Here is a 17,467-nt window from a genome sequence, read left to right on the forward strand (position 1 = left end):
GATCTCCTTATAATTTATGCGATTTTAATATTTGTAGGTTGGGTTAAATATTTTGCTGGGACTCCAAATGTAGTAAAAGTATTATTTTTAGAAATGTTATAAACTGTTTTTTTAAGTAGGTTATTTACTATTGTTGCATTTCTAGATGCACCTAAGCCCAAGTCAGGAGTACCTACACCATGAGAGTGCATTTCCGCATTTTGGATAAAAATATTTAGGTTAGTGCCTTGAGTCACTAATTTATAGTCTCTAGTTATATTTAGGTTATTGTTTTTATCATAGCTAATAAATTTATTTATATTATTTAAAGATTTGCTTATGTTGGTTTTGTAGCCAGTAGCCGCAATTATTTTATCTGTTTTAATCAAAAAATCTTGATTCTGCTGCTTATGATAGAAGTGGCAAGATAGTGAGTTATTATTATTTTTTACACTGTAAAGCTCACAATTAGCAATAAGTTCAACATGGTTTTTATTTTGAACTGTCTGTTCATAAAGGGCATCATATATATCTGATATAGTTTCTGCACTAATGCCTTTATATAATAAATCTTGCTCAGCTAAAAGTTTAGGTTTTTGTGATTCATTGAGATTATAAAAGTAATCAGTATATTCAGGTGAAAAATGTTCAAGTCCTAATTTTGAATATTCCATAGGGAAGAACCCTTTACTTCTAGTTAGCCAGCTGATTCTTGTGTTATCAGCTTTTGATTTCAATAAGTCTAAAAATATTTCTCCAGCACTTTGCCCAGATCCTATCAAAGTTATATGTTGATCACTTGAAGCTTGTTTTTTTATATTTAAATAATCGCTACTATGGTAGATGTTGTCTATATTAGAAATATTCTTAGGGAGTTCAGGAACTGTCCCTAAACCCAGTACAATATTTTTAGTTAAGTATCTTTCCTCTTTATTATTTTCATTCTTTACTATTATAGCCCAGACTTCCTCACCTGAAGTTATTTGGTGTTCAATATTTATAACCTCATAATTGAATTTACATGATTTGCAATTTTTGGCTACCCATAAGCAATAGTCATTATATTCTTGTCTAGGGATAAAAAAATTCTCTTTAAAGTAGAATTTATAAATCCGATTTTTTTGATGTAAATAATTTAAAAAAGTAAACTTGTTAGTTGGGTCGGCCATGGTTACTAAATCTGCTAAAAAAGGTACTTGTAATGTTGTCCAATTCATCATTAATCCAGGGTGCCAACAGAAATCTGATTTTTTATCAAAAAAGATGCTATCTATAGGTTTATCATCCAGTAGAGCTGCTAGCCCTAAATTAAAAGGTCCTATGCCGATTCCAATGACATCATAAATTTTCATAAGTCTCCTTAAAAGGATTTTTTGTATTAACATAAATTGATTGAGCGGTTAGAGGGGCTTGTAACTCATCAAGACCATTTAATCTAGTTAGAAGATTAGCTTTTAGAGGTAGTTGATCTAAACTTAAAAGTTTTTTAATAAATCTATCACTAACTTGATATTTATCCGAAAATCCTTTAAAAAAATCTATAACCATTGCCAGTAGTTCTTTTTCATTAATATAGTTAGTATTAGCTATTGCCTCTATAACAGAATTCAAATGATTAACTATAAAGTAATAACAAAAATGATGATCTATAAATTCTTGTGAGCCTTCGCATAAGTCTTTAATATCACCAAAATCAGCTTTTTCTAATTCTTTATGATTTTTTGTATAATAATAACCTTGACTGTCTCGATAAAGGCTTTCAATAGGCAGGCCATGCTCGATTCTAACTAATAAGTTTTGCTGATGAGCTTCAAGAGCTATACCATATTTTGAATATAGCCACAGTATAGGAGCTACTGCTATAGAGAGGTATGTATCAAACCAGTATATAGCAGCATCGTAAGTAGGGATATTATTGTGGACACTAAAATATTGAATTAATGAGTTAATGCGAGTTTTTTCATTAAAAGGGTTTGGCTCAGTTAAGCTAGCTATACATGCTATATCATTTTGAGGATCAAAATCAGCGTTCCTAATGATACATATGCTTGGATCAAAAATTTTATCATTTATTTTTATTGCAGCATAGGCAGGATCAGTAATTAAGCTAAAGTTTGGAAAATAATTGTTTAATATAGGCTTAAGATGTCTTATATATAATTTATGTACAGATATGCTACGGTTGCATTCTTTAGCTAAATTTATTCTTACTGAATTTGTAATAGCAACATTTAGAGAAAATTTTAACATGATATTTGCTCTAGGAGAATATACTGTTCTAACAGAAGTTGTTGGGTAAAATACTAGTCCAGTAATTCCGATATCTATAATTTTATTTTCTGCTTTATAATTTTTTATTGCTTCTTGTTTAGCCAAATAATTTGCTTGCCATGGATGGAGTGCAAATAATTCATAATTATTATTTGGTTTTTTGGGTAATGCCTCTTTTTTTAAAAAACTTAAAAATATTTCATTTGTTGTTTTATCAGTTAAAGAGTGCGTTACTAAAATACTTTTATCAACATACATATAATGAAGTTGTAAACTACCATTAGTTTCAGGAGAGTATTTTATAAATTCATCATCAGAGAATCCTTCTCTGCTTTTAGGATCTGGCTGTAACCTATGTCCTCTTAATAAAATTTGTTCATTAGTAATAAAAGAGTTTTTATGGCTAAAAGCTTCATCTAACTTATGTTTTCTATTATTTAGGATTTTAGCTATATTAGTTGTAGAATTTGATATTCTAACTATGATATTGCTATCATCGTTATCATTTGATTTACTAAGCTCTTTGCTGATTAAGAAAACAGCTTGAAGAGAATCAATTTCTGATTTTTCATGTTGCTTAATTATGTAGCATGGCAGCAGCCAGGTTGGTGATCTTAGTATTTCAGATATTTCTACGGAAATTTCAAACCTAGCACCAATCTTTGGTAGATCTATACTAAATAAGTAATTATTATTATGAGCTTGCTTAGATAAATTATAATCATTATATTCTCTATAATAACAATTTAGAAAGTTCTTTAAGGTTATTTCGTTAGCATACTTAGTTATCATTTTTCACCTTTATTTTTTTAATTAAATCGCCATGTAACTTTATTTGTTCAAGACACTGGGTAACTAATTCAAGTGAGATCATGGGGTTAACCAGTGTGATCTTTAGATAGGTGTCTGAGTTTACTTTTGTTTGTGCAATGGCAAATTTTCCATCATGAAATATAGTTTTATGAATTTTACTATTAATAGAATTTATAATTGTTGAATTTAGGTCATTATCAAAATATCTAAAAACGATAGTATTTAAGCTGTTATTAAGGTGTTGATCTTCATCGAATACTAATTGTAAATTTGTATCTTTATTTATTAATTTAATGCTTTGGGTAGTTGTTTCAATAATATGATCCAGCCATTCTGAAAATAATTTAGTTCCAACGCATTTTAAAGAGATGCAGAGTTTTAGCGCGTCAAATCTTCGAGTTGTTTGAATAGATTTATCTATTAAGTTTATAGCATTAAAACCATCCTTATCAGGATTAAGATAATCTGCATGATGACATAATATTTTAAAAACAGAGCTATCTTTACAAAAAAAAGCACCACAGCTAATAGGCTGGAAGAATAGTTTGTGAAAATCAACGGTTACAGAATCAGCTAATTCTAGACCATTGATACGGTGATTATTTTTATTTGAAAGTATTAAAGCTCCACCAACGGCAGCATCTGCATGAAGCCATATATTATTGTTGCTAGCAATCTCAGCAACTTCAGTAATGTTATCGATACAACCAAAGTCAGTATCTCCAATTGTAGTTACTATACATATTGGTATTAAATCTTGTTTTTTGAGTTTATTTATTTGGGTTGTTAGATCTTGAGTATCTAATTGTAGGTGATTATTGGTCTTAATAGTCTTGATAGAGTTTTTACCCAGACCTAAAAGTGCTAATGACTTATGTACAGAAAAATGGGTTTTTTCTGTACATAGTATACGAAATTTGTGAGCAATATTTGGTAAGCCTAAATCAGACACTTTATGATTTAAGGTCTTTTCACAGTAGTTATCTCTGGCCAAAAGTAATCCCATCAAGTTTGATTGTGTTCCACCACTAGTAAATATGCCATCAGCCATTTTGTTATTTTTATATATTAATGAACTAAGCCAATTGATGATATCTTGCTCAATATATGTGGCAATTGGGCTTTGATCCCAAGAGTCCATTGATTGATTTAAAGTTGATATAAATATTTCAGCAATCAAGGATGGAAGCATAACTGGACAATGGAGGTGGGCCATAGAAGCTGGAGAATTTATATTCAGAGAATGCTTAAATAGTTTAGTTAATTGTTTTTCGATAATTTCATTAAGTTCTTGTGACTCAGTAGCTATATTGAATTCAGCAGCTATTTTTTTTAGTTGATTTGCTTCTTCACCACTAAAAACCTCTCTTTTGTCTAAGTTTTGAGAAACTATATTTAAAGATTCTTGTATGCTTTTAGTATAAGTGCTGATACTTTCACTAGAATTATTTAGAAAATGTTTATTAATAGAAATATGCTTTTCGTTATAAGGTTGATTTGTTATGAGTTCTAGTTTTGTAGCTATGGTATTGTCAGACATTATATCTATATTTTGTTGTATATTGTGAGGAATAGTAAGGTTTTTGTTAGAACCATCTAGAGTCGCTTTTTTTGAATCTAAGCTCATATGTTTTCCTTAATTGAGCTTTCTAAAATAGCTATTACTTGGTCAATTTGTTCTGTGGTAATAATAAGAGGCGGTAGAAATCTAATTGTTGCTCCAAAACGACCACCTAGTTCGACAATAAGCCCTTTGTTAAAGCAAGTTTTTTTAATATTTAAAGCTTTCTCACCATCTGCAGATAGGCTGCCTATAATGTCTGGTTTAGATTCTATGTCAACAATTTCTACCCCAATCATTAGTCCAGAACCTCTTACATCACCAATAATTTGATATTTCCCCTTTAATTTATGTAATTTTTTAAAGAAATACTCGCTTGTACTATTTACTTGGTTTAGGAATTCTAGAGTATTAATTTTGTTTAAAACAACGCTTCCAGCAGCCATAGCTAAAACATTACCTCTAAAAGTACCTGAATGTGCACCAGGTTCCCATTTATCTAAATGGCTCTTATAAAGTATTACAGAAATAGGAAGCCCTCCTCCGAGAGCTTTTGACAAAACTATTACATCAGGTTCAATACCTGCTTTTTCAAAAGCATAAAGGTGACCTGTTCTACCTACACCACATTGAACTTCATCAACTATCAAAGGTATATCTAGCTCATTAGTTAGCGCTCTTATTGCTTTTAACCATTTGGTTGGAGCAGGAATTGCTCCACCTTCACCTTGTACCGGCTCTAAAATGATTGCGGCAGGTTTTTTGATACCACTTTCTGGATCCTTTAGAAGACGTGAAATCATTTGTATGTTTATATCAATGCTTTGCTGTCCTTTTAGGCCAAAAGGACAGCGATAAGAATACGGATAGGGTAAAAAATGTACATATGGAGCTAAGCCGTTAATATTTTTTTTTGGTTCTAGATTACCCATTAAAGATAATGTTCCTTGAGTCATGCCGTGATATGCACCGTTGAAAGCAATAATGTTTTCTCTAGAAGTTACTGTTTTACAAAGTTTTATAGCTGCTTCAACGGCATCAGCACCACTAGGGCTACAAAATTGAACTTTTGTCTTGCCATGATATGATTTTGGCAAACTTTTTAAAAGCTGATTCATAAAGTTATGTTTTTCTTCAGTAAGCAAGTCTAAAGTATGTATTGGTACACCACTGTTTAGTGTATTAGAAATAGCATTATTAACATCGGGATGATTATGGCCAAGAGCTATTGTGCCCGCACCTGCTAGGCAATCAATATAATCCTTACCATCAATATCAGTTAAATATATTCCTTGAGCTTTTTTTATAACTAAGGGATTTTTTCTTGGATAGCTTCTAGCGTTTGATTCCCAATTATTTTGGTCTTTTAGCATGGCTTGCTGTGGTGAGAAGTTCATTGTTATTTTTCCACATAATTAATATTGATAATCATTATCATTTATAATATATTTAAATGCAATCATTAATTAGCAGGTTTTTAAAATTGTTTATGGTGAGACAATTTAGTGTGGCAAAATTTGGTGGAACAAGTGTGGGAGACATCTTTTCTATTCAAAAATGTATAGATATTCTTAATAAGAATAAAGATATAAAAATAGTAGTCGTAAGTGCTCAGACTGGAGTTACTAATCTACTTGAAAGACTTATAATGAGCGATATGGATAGTTATAAAAATTTATTTGGTGAATTGCATAAGATTATAGATCCAATAGTTGACTTTTGTGGCAATGCTAAAGAGCTAGGCATAAGTGTATTGTTTAGCAAGCTTGATAGTAGTTGTCAAATGTTGTATCGGGATAATAAGTTAAATTACAAGCTTAGCGCACAAATATTATCTTTTGGTGAGCAGGTCTCAGCTCGACTTTTTAATAAAATGTTAAATAACAGCGGTATAGATTCTAAATATTTTGATGCTAGAGGTATTATTAAAACAGATAGTTGTTATAAAAAAGCAAAACCTATATTGAATGATGTTGGTGATGCAGCTAGTAAATATTTATTAGGCTCGGAGAAAGTGATTATTTTAGAAGGGTTTGTCGGATCTGATAAAAATAACGATACTACAGTTCTTGGTAGAGGAGGAAGTGACTATTCAGCTGCACTTATTGCTGAGGCAGTTAAAGCAGACTTATTATATATCTGGACAGATGTAGTAGGGATTCATCAGGCTGATCCTAGGTTGATACCGAGATCAAAGGTTATAAAAAGGATAAATTATGATGAAGCTCTTGAATTAACAAAGTTTGGAGCAAAGGTTTTACACCCTAGTACGCTTTGGCCCGTTATGAGAAGCGATATTAAGGTATTTGTGGGCTCTACTTTTTTACCACATAAAGGAGGTACATATATTACTAATGGACCAAAAAATAAAAAAACAAAAATTAGAGCGATAGCTGAACGCAAGAGCCAGTCATTGATTAAGGTTAAATTTTCCAATAGTGAACCCCCAAATATACCATATAGTATTTTTTTAATTTTACAAAAGCATGGTATTGGTGCAGATATTATTAATCTTACAGAAACATCATTTTCTTTTATTATTTCTCAATCAGAAGATTTTATAGAGCAATTAATTCAAGATTTAAAGAATCTGGTAGGTGTAACTTTATTTATAGAGCAAGATCTATCATTAACAGCTGTGGTAGGTAATAGTTTGGATAAGATTCCTAGGCTTTTAAATAAGATTTTAAAAGTCGCTAATATTTCTAATATAAAGTTATCTGGTTATGGAGCTAATGGTAATAGCCTATATATGCTAACAGATGGCAAGAAAAATGTACAAAAAGTATATAAAGCATTATTCTGAAGGCCCTTCTTTTTTAAGGCAATTCTTACATTTAACATAAATGTTAAGATTATGGTCTATAATTTTGGCGCCAATAGATTCAACAATTTGCTTTTGAAGTTCTTCAATTTCAGCACTATAGAATTCCTGTATTTTATTGCATTGGATACAAATTATGTGATCGTGATGATCTCCTTGATTAAGTTCATACATTACCTGATCGTTTTCAAGCTTCAAGCGGTTTATAATGCCTGCGGATTCAAATTGACCCAATACTCGATATACTGTTGCTATACCAGTGCTACTACCTTGGGATTTAAGTCTAGAAAATACATCATCTGGACTAAGGTGCTTATCTTTATTTTTTTCAAATAATTTAAGTATTTCTAAACGTGGTTGTGTAACTTTGAATCCAAATTCTTTTAAATCAAGGTGGTGTGAGCTCATGTTTTTCTGTTAAATATTTGATGTTCCTTGCTGTAAAGGTTATTGTAAAAGCATATTTATGTAAAGCCTTTTGACATGTGAGCCTGTATAACTCTAAGAGTACTCTTATAACTTTGTCTACATTTAGTTTATTTATATAATATAAGGGGAGGGAGGCCACTTTGTACTTAAGGGCTAATTATGCTATCATTGTGCCACCAATTGTATTAATCATTTTTTCTATGACTAATAGTGTTTATGAACAGTTTGCCCCGATACTAATTTTTTTGATTATTGCTTTCGGACTGGGAGCAGCTTTTGCTATCATTGGCAAGGTTTTATCAATGATAGTTGGCGCGAACAATCCAAATGAAACTAAGCGTGAGACTTTTGAATGTGGCTTCCCAACATTTGGTGATGCAAGAGAAAAGCTAGATGTTCGTTTTTATCTTATAGCTGTGTTGTTTTTAGTTTTTGATCTGGAGCTAGCATTTATTATTCCTTGGGGAATAAATTTAAGAGCAAGTGCAGAGATGCCAGCAATATCAATACACGCTTTTTTTGCAATGATTATATTTTTAGTGGTGTTGTTCTTGGGATTAATATATGCCTGGAAAAAAGGAGCTTTAGAGTGGGAATAGGTAATGAAAATAAAGGTTTTATTACAGCGAGTGCTGATGCCTTAATAAATTGGGTGCGTACAGGGTCTCTTTGGCCTGTAACGACCGGCCTAGCTTGTTGTGCTGTTGAGATGATGCATGCAGGAGCAGCTAGGTATGATTTAGATAGATTTGGTATAGTTTTTAGACCATCGCCTCGACAGTCTGATGTACTTATTGTTGCTGGAACGCTTTGTAATAAGATGGCTCCAGCATTACGTCAAGTATATGATCAAATGCCAGACCCTAAATGGGTGATCTCTATGGGGTCATGTGCCAATGGTGGGGGGTATTATCATTACTCTTACTCTGTGGTAAGAGGCTGTGATCGGATCGTGCCTGTTGATATCTATGTTCCTGGTTGTCCTCCAACAGCTGAAGCTCTGGTTTATGGCATAATCCAGTTGCAAAATAAAATTGTTAGAAAAGATACTATAGCGAGGAAGTGATCATGGCTGATTTATTACAAGGTCATTTTGATAATGTATCAAAGATTTTACAAGGTTTTGGAGTCGAAAGTTATATTGCTAATGATGAAATAAGTATAGTAATTAAGGATCAGCGAGATATACATCTTGTGCTTGAGAAATTAAAAAAAGGCTATGTATTTGAGCAGTTAACTGATGTTACAGCTGTAGATTATCTAACTTATGGTCAGTCAGATTGGCAGGTTGGTAAAGCGGTGTCTCAAACTGGCTTTTCTAGAGCTCGGCAGCAGGGTTTTAAAACTGCTGATGTGGATAATAGGTTTGAAATCATATATCAGCTTTTAAGTATGGAAAATAATGTTCGTATTAGAGTTAAATGTAAACTTAAAAATGCACAAATTATTTTGATAGATTCTGTTAGTGACTTATGGCCTTCAGCAAATTGGGCTGAAAGAGAAGTTTATGATATGTTTGGGATTTATTTTAATGACCATCCAGACTTAAGAAGGGTGCTTACAGATTATGGTTTTGTTGGTCATCCTTTAAGAAAGGACTTTCCACAAACAGGTTATGTTGAAATGCGTTACGATGAGAATCTTGGCAAGGTTGTGTATGAGCCTGTAGAGATAGATGATAGAGTTAATACGCCTAGAGTGATTCGTGATTAATAAAACTATGGATTTATAGTAATGGCAGAGTATAAAAATTATACCTTAAATTTTGGGCCGGTTCATCCAGCTGCGCACGGTGTTCTTAGACTGATATTAGAGCTTGATGGTGAGAATGTTGTTCGAGCAGACCCCCATGTTGGTTTATTGCATAGAGGCACAGAAAAACTTGCTGAATATAAACCGTATAATCAAAGTATTGGTTATATGGATAGGTTGGATTATGTTTCTATGATGTGCAATGAGCATGCTTATGTTATGGCAATAGAAAAATTACTTGATTTAGAAGTTCCTGAGAGAGCTAAGTATATCCGAGTGATGTTTGCTGAAATGACAAGGATTCTTAATCATTTATTGTGGGCTGCAGCATGTGGTATTGACTTAGGTGCAATGACAGTTTTTCTTTATGCGTTTAGAGTTAGGGAAGATTTGTTTGACTGTTATGAGGCTGTGTCAGGTGCGCGTATGCACGCCGCTTATTTTAGACCGGGTGGGGTCGCTAGAGACTTGCCGACACAGATGCCGCAGTATGAAAAAACTAGATTTACTAGTAAAAGGAAAACAAAGAAAATCAATGAACCTAGGCAGGGAACTATGCTTGATTTCTTAGATTCATTTGTTATTGATTTTGACAAATCTCTTGATGAAATTGATACTCTTTTGACTGATAATAGGTTGTGGAAGCAAAGAACAGTTGATATCGGTGTGGTTACAGCAGAAAGAGCTAAAGCTCTTGGTTTCACAGGTCCTATGCTAAGGGGTAGTGGAGAGGCTTGGGATCTTAGAAAAGCACAGCCATATGAAGTTTATGATAAACTTGATTTTGACATTCCTGTTGGTTCAAATGGTGACTGCTATGATAGGTATCTTGTTAGAATGGCTGAAATGCGTGAGTCTAATAAACTTATTAAGCAATGCGTCGACTGGTTAAGAGCTAATCCAGGAGAGATTCTTTCTGATAACCATAAGGTTACTGCTCCAAAAAGAAATGCGATGAAGAACAATATGGAAGAATTGATTCACCATTTCAAGCTTTTTTCGGAAGGGTATTGTACCCCTGAAGGAGAAGTGTATGTGGGGACTGAGCACCCTAAGGGAGAGTTTGGTGTCTATATTAAGTCAGATGGCGCAAACAAACCATATCGACTTAAAATGAGGGCTCCAGGATTTGCACATATAAGTGCGATGGATGAGTTATTGGCAGGGCATATGTTGGCAGATACTCCGGCGATTATCTCGACAATAGATGTTGTGTTTGGTGATGTAGATAGGTAGAGGAAGAGATGTCTTTAGTAGATTTAATATCGCTACAAGCGAAAGAGGATATTGATAGAGTTTTAAGTAAATTTCCGGCGGATAAAAGAAGGTCTGCCATATTGGAAGGTTTACATATTTTACAAGATCAGAATGAAGGTTATTTGACTGATGACTTGCAAACAGCCTTGGCTGAATATTTGCAAGTTAGTAAGGTTGATGTTTACGAAGTGGCTACTTTTTATTGCATGTATGAGCTAAACCCTGTTGGTAGGCATAAGCTAAATTTATGTACAAATGTATCATGTATGTTAAATGGTGCATACAGTATTTTAGCTCATATTGAAAAGAAGCTTAGCATTAAGCCTGGTGAGACTACAAGAGATGGTCGCATAACATTAAAAGAGGTTGAATGCCAAGGTGCATGTTGTGGTTCACCGATGTTAGAGGTGGACAAGGTTTTTTATGAGAACCTAACTATAGAAAAAGTGAATCAAATTATTGATTCTTTGGAGTAGTTATAAATGGCAAATGAAGTTTGTTTTCGTACTTTACACTTAGATAAGCCGTACAGCTTGGAGTCTTATCTTTCTGTAGGAGGCTATTCGTACTGGAATAAAATAATAAATGAGAGAATTCCACCTGAGCAAATAATTGCAGAGCTTAAGCTTTCTGGCCTTAGGGGTAGAGGAGGAGCTGGATTTCCAACAGGATTGAAATGGAGTTTTATGCCTCGTAACGCCCCTGGGCAAAAATATGTGGTTTGTAACTCAGATGAAGGCGAACCAGGTACTTGTAAGGATAGAGAGATCCTCAGGAATAATCCTCATCAATTAATAGAGGGAATGGCTATAGCTGGTTATGTGGTAGGTGCTACAGCTGGTTATAATTATACAAGAGGGGAGTTTTATGAACCAATAGCTAGGTTTGAAGATGCTCTTATCGAAGCATACCAAGCGGGTCTTTTAGGTTCTAATATTAAGTCATCAGGAGTTACTTTTGATTTGTACTCAGCAGTTGGGGCTGGGGCATATATCTGTGGTGAAGAGACAGCTTTACTTGATTCTTTAGAGGGGAAAAAAGGTCGTCCTAGATTTAAGCCGCCATTTCCTGCTTTTAAAGGCTTATATGGTTTGCCTACAAATATAAACAATACTGAAACGTATGCGTCAGTGCCTGCAATATTGCAGAATGGCGGGGAGTGGTTCAAAAAATTAGGCACTGAAAAAAGTGGTGGAACAAAGTTGTTTTGTATTTCTGGGCACGTTGAAAAACAAAGAGTTGTTGAAATTAGCTTGGGTATGTCATTTAGTGAGTTACTTGAAATATGTGGTGGAGTGCGTAACGGCAACAAGATCAAAGCGGTAATTCCTGGTGGAAGCTCATCTAAAATCCTCACAGGTGAAGAAATGATGAATGTTACTATGGATTATGAATCGATAGCCGATGCAGGATCAATGTTGGGTTCAGGAGCTGTAATAGTGCTGGATGAGACGACCTGTATGGTTAGAACTTTAGCTAGATTAGCTGATTTTTATTATGAGGAATCTTGCGGCCAATGTACCCCTTGCAGAGAAGGGACTGGATGGCTGGCACGTACTTTACATAGGATTGTGTCAGGAGAAGGGAAATTGGAAGATATAGATACTCTGGTGAGAGTGGCTACAAATATAGAAGGTAACACTATTTGTGGATTAGGAGATGCAGCAGCATGGCCTGTCCAGAGTTATATAGATAAGTTTAGAGAAGAGTTTGTCTATATGGTTGAGAATGGTGGTAAAAGTATAGTGGATCAATAGTTGATTGGAGTGTTCTGTGTCAGACAATAAAGAATCCAAAAAAATAAATATAGAGATTGATGGTAAAAGTTATGAGGCTTTGCCTAATCAATCAATTATAGAGATAGCAGATTTGAATGGTATTTATATACCTAGATTTTGTTACCATAAAAAATTATCTGTTGCGGCTAACTGCCGAATGTGTTTAGTAGATGTCGAGGGTGCAAGACGTGCATCGCCTGCATGTGCTACTCCAGTAATGGATGGTATGAAGGTTAAAACTCGTTCAGACAAAGCTTTGCAAATGCAAAAAGATGTGATGGAGTTTTTGCTTATAAATCATCCATTAGATTGTCCTATTTGTGATCAAGGAGGAGAATGTGAGCTTCAAGATGTTGCTATGGAATATGGTAATACTACATCTGAGTATCATGAGTCAAAAAGAGTTGTTGAGGATCCAGAATTAGGACCATTTGTAGCCACTGATATGACTAGGTGTATTTTATGTACGCGTTGTGTCCGCTTTGGTGAAGAGGTTGCTGGAGTGAAAGAGCTTGGTGTAATGGGGAGAGGAGATCACTCTGCTATAAGCACCTATATATCTGGTGATATGGTCGATTCTGAGGTCTCGGGTAATATTATTGATCTATGTCCTGTTGGAGCTCTTACATCAAAACCGTTTAGGTTTAAGGCAAGAGCATGGGAGTTGAAACAGTTCCCTACAGTGTCGGCTGGTGATGCTTTAGCAGTAGAAATTAATACTCATGCATATCAAGGTAAGCTTGTTAGGACTGTTCCCAAAGAGAATGAAACTACAGGTACATGGATAGCTGATAGAGATAGGTATGAATATGCAGGTCTGTATGCTCAAGATAGGGTTCAGCAACCAATGATTAAAAAGTCAGGTGGTTGGGTTGATGTGTCTTGGGATGAAGCTCTAGACTTTGTGAAAGTTGCTATTGAAAAAACTAAAGAAAAAGATGGGGCAGACGCTATTTCAGCGGTTGTTTCTGAAACATCAACTTCAGAAGAAATGTTTTTGATGAAAAAAATATTAGCATCAGTTGGTTCAGCAAATATAGATGGGCGTATCAGACAGCATGCTGATATTGCAGGGATTAGCGCAGGCAAAGGCTTCAATTGTTCTTTAGATGGTATTAGAGAAAGTGATTTTATTTTAGTTTTTGGGTCTAATATTAGAAAAGAGTACCCTCTTGTGAATCTAGCTATTAAAGATGCGGTTGATAAGAATGGTGCAACAGCCATTGCTTGGAATGTCTGTGATTATAGTTTTAATTATAGTGTTAGGCAAGTTAAGCTTGCTGCTGATAATATTGAATATATTTCACTATCTTTGCTTAAAGCAGTTTTTGTGAGAGCAAACTTACCTTATGGTGAGCTTGACGAGATTCTTAGAAAGGTTGATCCAGCTGCGGAAGTTAGAGATGTTGCTGATAAAATAATAGCAGCAAAAAATCCAAAGATAATTATTGGTCAAGATATTGTAAACTCGAGTAGTTTTGAAACTGTCTTTAGTGTGTTGGATGTGCTTGAGAAGGTTATGAATATTAAAGGTGGGGTTTTAGCAAGTAATGTAAATTCGATTGCCGCTGATAGAATATTTAGTTCTTCTAAATCTAGTTTTAGTACATATAAGTGCTTAAATGGCCAGACAGAGACAAAATTACTTCTAACAGCACATACTGAGCTAGCTAAAGATAGTTTGTATGGAGAGTGTAGAGTTAGGAAGGCTTTGGAAGATATTGATATTGTAGTTAGCTTTACACCATTTGCTGATAAGTTTACCAAGGATGTATCTGACATAATTATTCCGATAGCAACACATTACGAAACTGAAGGTAGTTTTGTTGATTTGTTTGGCACTAAAAAAGAATTTAGTCAGGCTGTTAAGCCTTATGCTAATAATAAAGAGTTATGGCGGGTTTTGAGAGTTCTGGGAAATCTTTTAGAGTTAGGTGGATTTGGGTATAACTCTATAGAGGAAGTAACCAAAGATACTTATGCTACTCGTGCACGAGTAACTGCTAATCATGTAACCCAAATACTTGGGGCTGATCTTGGCTATCAAAAAGAAGTAACTTTTGTGGCATCAAATCCAATGTATGGCTCAAGCAGCTTGCTTAGACGCTCTGAACCTTTGCAAAAAACTCAAGAAGCAAAACGTTATGTTGGTGTTAGAATATCTCAAGAACTAGCAGATGAAATAGGTTTGAAAGAAAGTGTTGGTACTATTAAAATTTATGATATTGATAATGAAATAAATCCTGAGGTTACCGTTGATGCAAGTTTACATGCTAAAAACGTTATGATCCCAAGAAGTTTATTTAAAGATTTTTTATTTGGTGAGAATATTAATATTAGGCTAATAACGGAAGAGGAAAAATAGTATGATAGCATATGTTCTGTGGACAGTACTTTATGTGTTGCTAATAATGATTCCTCTTATTTTAGTTGTAGCTTACTATACTTATGCTGAGAGAAAGGTTATTGGTTATATGCAAGATAGGCTAGGACCTAATAGAGTAGGTGCTTTCGGATTGCTTCAGCCTATATTCGATGCATTAAAGCTTTTTTTAAAAGAAATAATAGTTCCAAAAAATTCAAATAGATATTTGTTTTTTATTGCTCCGATTTTAGCATTCGCTCCAGCATATGCTGCATGGGCAGTCATACCTTTTTCGAAAGGTGTAGTTTTATCAAATATGAATTTGGGACTGCTATATATATTGGCGATGACCTCATTTTCTGTATACGGTATAGTGATAGCTGGATGGGCTTCAAATAATAAATATTCATTGTTTGGTGCTTTAAGAGCTGGAGCACAGGTTATTTCTTATGAGTTAGCGATGGGTTTTTGTATTGTTGGAGTAGTTATAGCTGCTGGATCAATGAGCATTTCAGGAATTATAGAGTCTCAAGCTGGAGGTGTTTGGCACTGGTACTTTATTCCATTATTTCCATTGTTTATTGTGTATTTTATTGCAGGGATTGCAGAAACTAATAGAGCACCTTTTGATGTGGTTGAAGGTGAGTCAGAGATCGTTGCAGGTCATCATATTGAATATACAGGATCAAGGTTTGCACTATTCTTCTTAGCAGAGTATGCAAATATGATTTTGGTAAGTATTTTGGCGGCAACCATGTTTCTTGGTGGCTGGAACTCACCATTTCAAGGTACTCCACTTGAAACTTTATCTAACTATATACCAGAAGTGGTCTGGTTATTTGGTAAAACAGGTCTGTTCATGTTTATGTTTTTATGGGTTAGAGCTACATATCCCAGATATAGGTATGATCAAATCATGCGTTTAGGTTGGAAGATATTCATTCCCTTAACATTCGTTTGGGTAGTGGTTGTGGCTTGTATGGTTCGAGTAGGTGTTGGACCTTGGTGGTAAAAGGATAATATTATGAGAAATATAACAAGTTTTTTAAAAACCTTTCTATTATGGGAGCTTTTGAAGGGCTTAAAAGTTACAGGAAAGCATTTTTTTACACGTAAGGTTACTGTGCAGTACCCAGATGAAAAGACGCCAATATCAAATAGATTTAGGGGACTTCATGCTCTTAGACGTTATGAGAATGGTGAAGAAAGATGTATTGCATGTAAATTATGTGAAGTTGTTTGCCCAGCTTTAGCTATCACAATTAACTCAACGGAAAGAGAAGATGGCTCACGCAGAACTTCTAGCTATGAAATAGACCTATTTAAATGTATTTTCTGTGGCTTTTGTGAAGAGTCTTGTCCTGTTGATTCGATTGTTGAAACTAATGTGCTAGAGTATCACTTTGAAGAGCGTGGCGAAAATATTATGACGAAGGCTAAGCTTCTTGCTATAGGCGATAAATATGAGGCTAAAATAGCAGCTGATAGGTTACAAGATAAGGATTTTAGGTAGATATATGATTGTGACAGATATTTTATTTTGTGTTTTTGCTTCATTAGCAATCATTTCAGCTTTAGTATTGGTCTTAGCTAACAATCCAGTGAATTCAGTGATAGCTATGATTTCAACATTTATATGTACAGCAGCAATATGGATTATTTTACAACAAGTTTATTTGGCTCTATTGCTTATAGTTGTGTATGTTGGTGCGGTATTAGTAATGTTTTTGTTTGTGGTTTTTATGTTGGATTTGCATGTTGAAAAACAAGGTAAGCTGGGTATATTCTTTTACTCTTTAGCCGCTGTAGTGGTTTGTGCAATATTTGCAACTATTATTAGTTATGCGGTCGTTCATGTTTTTGCAGGTGAGCAAATGCAAGGTGGAGTAGGTGGTCTAAGAATCATTGGTTCAACGATGTTTGATAATAATAATCTATATGTATTTGAGCTTGTTGATTTCATATTGTTGGCAGCAATGACCGCAGCAATTACGTTAACGTTGAGGCCAAAACGTAAGGATAATCGAACAGTTAATCCAGCCAAGCAGGTTAAAGTTAGAGCAAGTGATCGTTTAACTATGGTTAAAATTCCAGGTAATAAAAAGGATGTTAAAGATGAATGATATCTCAGTTTCAGTTACGCACGGATTAGTTTTTAGTACAATTTTATTTGTAATAAGTGTTGCAGGTATCATCATAAATAGAAGAAATATTTTGATATTGTTGATGTCTATAGAATTGATGCTCTTAGCTGTTAATACAAATTTTTTGATATTTGCTAATATGCACCATCAAGCGATGGGAGGGGTTTTTGTATTCTTTATAATGGCAGTCGCTGCTGCTGAGACAGCTATAGGTTTGGCTATAGTTGTTGCTATATTTAGAAAACGTAAAACTATTGATTTAAGTAAACTTAATACACTGAGAGGTTGATCAAG

At 34.2% G+C, this 17,467-nt stretch carries 17 protein-coding genes; 12 read left to right on the forward strand and 5 right to left on the reverse strand.

The window, feature by feature from the left end; all coding sequences use genetic code 11:
* Nucleotides 1-14: 14 nt before the first annotated feature.
* The 4 genes from ACR0PV_RS00615 to ACR0PV_RS00630 are packed head-to-tail and all read right to left on the reverse strand — an operon-like array spanning nt 15 to nt 6,021.
* The gene (locus ACR0PV_RS00615; RefSeq protein WP_488173131.1) at nt 15-1,331 is read right to left on the reverse strand and encodes a lysine N(6)-hydroxylase/L-ornithine N(5)-oxygenase family protein; all 1,317 of its coding nucleotides are present in this window, start codon (nt 1,329-1,331) and stop codon (nt 15-17) included.
* Nucleotides 1,318-3,042, reverse strand: coding sequence for an IucA/IucC family protein (locus ACR0PV_RS00620; protein WP_488173132.1), 1,725 nt, complete (start codon nt 3,040-3,042; stop codon nt 1,318-1,320). Before ACR0PV_RS00620 ends, ACR0PV_RS00615 begins: the two co-directional genes overlap by 14 nt.
* Nucleotides 3,032-4,690, reverse strand: a complete 1,659-nt coding sequence (locus tag ACR0PV_RS00625) for a pyridoxal phosphate-dependent decarboxylase family protein (RefSeq protein WP_488173133.1) — start codon at nt 4,688-4,690, stop codon at nt 3,032-3,034. Before ACR0PV_RS00625 ends, ACR0PV_RS00620 begins: the two co-directional genes overlap by 11 nt.
* A complete protein-coding gene (locus ACR0PV_RS00630) occupies nt 4,687-6,021 on the reverse strand; it encodes a diaminobutyrate--2-oxoglutarate transaminase family protein (RefSeq protein WP_488173134.1) in 1,335 nt (444 codons plus the stop codon). The genes ACR0PV_RS00625 and ACR0PV_RS00630 overlap by 4 nt, the downstream gene beginning before the upstream one ends.
* A gap of 92 nt (nt 6,022-6,113) precedes the next feature.
* Between ACR0PV_RS00630 and ACR0PV_RS00635 the strand changes: the two genes are divergently transcribed.
* Entirely contained in the window at nt 6,114-7,430 is a 1,317-nt protein-coding gene (locus ACR0PV_RS00635; protein WP_488173135.1) for an aspartate kinase, read from the forward strand.
* Here ACR0PV_RS00635 and ACR0PV_RS00640 read toward each other — a convergent pair.
* Nucleotides 7,422-7,856 (reverse strand): Fur family transcriptional regulator, encoded by a 435-nt coding sequence (locus ACR0PV_RS00640; RefSeq protein ID WP_488173136.1) that lies wholly within the window; start codon nt 7,854-7,856, stop codon nt 7,422-7,424. The genes ACR0PV_RS00635 and ACR0PV_RS00640 overlap by 9 nt on opposite strands.
* Before the next feature lie 221 nt (nt 7,857-8,077).
* Here ACR0PV_RS00640 and ndhC point away from each other — a divergent pair, with 221 nt between their 5' ends.
* From ndhC to nuoK, 11 genes are read left to right on the forward strand one after another with little or no spacing between them, the layout of a single operon-like run.
* A complete protein-coding gene (gene ndhC / locus ACR0PV_RS00645; RefSeq protein ID WP_488173925.1) occupies nt 8,078-8,476 on the forward strand; it encodes an NADH-quinone oxidoreductase subunit A in 399 nt (132 codons plus the stop codon).
* A complete protein-coding gene (locus tag ACR0PV_RS00650; RefSeq protein WP_488173137.1) occupies nt 8,467-8,943 on the forward strand; it encodes a NuoB/complex I 20 kDa subunit family protein in 477 nt (158 codons plus the stop codon). The genes ndhC and ACR0PV_RS00650 overlap by 10 nt, the downstream gene beginning before the upstream one ends.
* A 2-nt stretch (nt 8,944-8,945) precedes the next feature.
* Nucleotides 8,946-9,590, forward strand: a complete 645-nt coding sequence (locus tag ACR0PV_RS00655; protein WP_488173138.1) for an NADH-quinone oxidoreductase subunit C — start codon at nt 8,946-8,948, stop codon at nt 9,588-9,590.
* 21 nt (nt 9,591-9,611) lie between these two features.
* Nucleotides 9,612-10,865 carry an NADH-quinone oxidoreductase subunit D gene (locus ACR0PV_RS00660; RefSeq protein WP_488173139.1) on the forward strand — a complete coding sequence of 418 codons (1,254 nt, stop codon included), beginning with the start codon at nt 9,612-9,614 and terminating at the stop codon, nt 10,863-10,865.
* An 8-nt stretch (nt 10,866-10,873) separates the two neighbouring features.
* Complete coding sequence (locus ACR0PV_RS00665; RefSeq protein WP_488173140.1) at nt 10,874-11,362, forward strand: NADH-quinone oxidoreductase subunit NuoE family protein; 489 nt, start codon at nt 10,874-10,876, stop codon at nt 11,360-11,362.
* A 6-nt stretch (nt 11,363-11,368) separates the two neighbouring features.
* Entirely contained in the window at nt 11,369-12,643 is a 1,275-nt protein-coding gene (gene nuoF / locus ACR0PV_RS00670; protein ID WP_488173141.1) for an NADH-quinone oxidoreductase subunit NuoF, read from the forward strand.
* A gap of 16 nt (nt 12,644-12,659) precedes the next feature.
* On the forward strand, nt 12,660-15,029 hold the full coding sequence (gene nuoG, locus ACR0PV_RS00675) for an NADH-quinone oxidoreductase subunit NuoG (RefSeq protein ID WP_488173142.1): 2,370 nt from the start codon (nt 12,660-12,662) through the stop codon (nt 15,027-15,029).
* A gap of 1 nt (nt 15,030) precedes the next feature.
* Nucleotides 15,031-16,041 carry an NADH-quinone oxidoreductase subunit NuoH gene (gene nuoH, locus ACR0PV_RS00680; RefSeq protein ID WP_488173143.1) on the forward strand — a complete coding sequence of 337 codons (1,011 nt, stop codon included), beginning with the start codon at nt 15,031-15,033 and terminating at the stop codon, nt 16,039-16,041.
* 12 nt (nt 16,042-16,053) lie between these two features.
* On the forward strand, nt 16,054-16,542 hold the full coding sequence (nuoI, locus tag ACR0PV_RS00685) for an NADH-quinone oxidoreductase subunit NuoI (protein ID WP_488173144.1): 489 nt from the start codon (nt 16,054-16,056) through the stop codon (nt 16,540-16,542).
* Nucleotides 16,543-16,546: 4 nt separating this feature from the next.
* A complete protein-coding gene (locus ACR0PV_RS00690) occupies nt 16,547-17,152 on the forward strand; it encodes an NADH-quinone oxidoreductase subunit J (RefSeq protein WP_488173145.1) in 606 nt (201 codons plus the stop codon).
* Nucleotides 17,145-17,462 carry an NADH-quinone oxidoreductase subunit NuoK gene (gene nuoK / locus ACR0PV_RS00695; RefSeq protein WP_488173146.1) on the forward strand — a complete coding sequence of 106 codons (318 nt, stop codon included), beginning with the start codon at nt 17,145-17,147 and terminating at the stop codon, nt 17,460-17,462. The genes ACR0PV_RS00690 and nuoK overlap by 8 nt, the downstream gene beginning before the upstream one ends.
* Nucleotides 17,463-17,467: the final 5 nt, after the last annotated feature.

This window comes from Francisella sp. AG1 (genome assembly GCF_057683165.1).